At 70.6% G+C, this 248-nt stretch carries 1 protein-coding gene; it reads right to left on the bottom strand.

Annotated elements, in window-relative coordinates; all coding sequences use genetic code 11:
- A partial coding sequence (locus tag SB756_RS33560; RefSeq protein ID WP_410913698.1) for a hypothetical protein occupies window positions 1-248 on the bottom strand: 248 nt, incomplete at both ends.

The following is a 248-nucleotide window of genomic DNA, read 5'->3' as shown; positions in this document are numbered from 1 at the left end:
TGTCGGTTGCCGAGACCAGGCGCCCGCCACGCACTGCGTCATAGCGCTCGGACAGGCGCTTGCCGCCGTCCTGCCAGTCCCACTGCCGCAAGCCCGCGTCATACGCGAGCGTCGCCCGCGCCCCCGTGCCGTTCGCCGCGACGTAAAGCCGCCGTTGCGCATCGTAGCCGTAGGTGATCGTCGAACCGTCCCAATCGGTGCGCGTCACCGTGCTGCCGGCCTGGTTCAGCGTGCCGGTCAACTCGCCG

The sequence above is a fragment of the Pseudomonas sp. SIMBA_068 genome (genome assembly GCF_046534705.1).
In the GTDB taxonomy this organism is placed as follows: domain Bacteria; phylum Pseudomonadota; class Gammaproteobacteria; order Pseudomonadales; family Pseudomonadaceae; genus Aquipseudomonas; species Aquipseudomonas putida.
The sequence above is the reverse complement of the archived record's forward strand: the minus strand, read 5'-3'. Positions and strand labels throughout refer to the sequence as shown.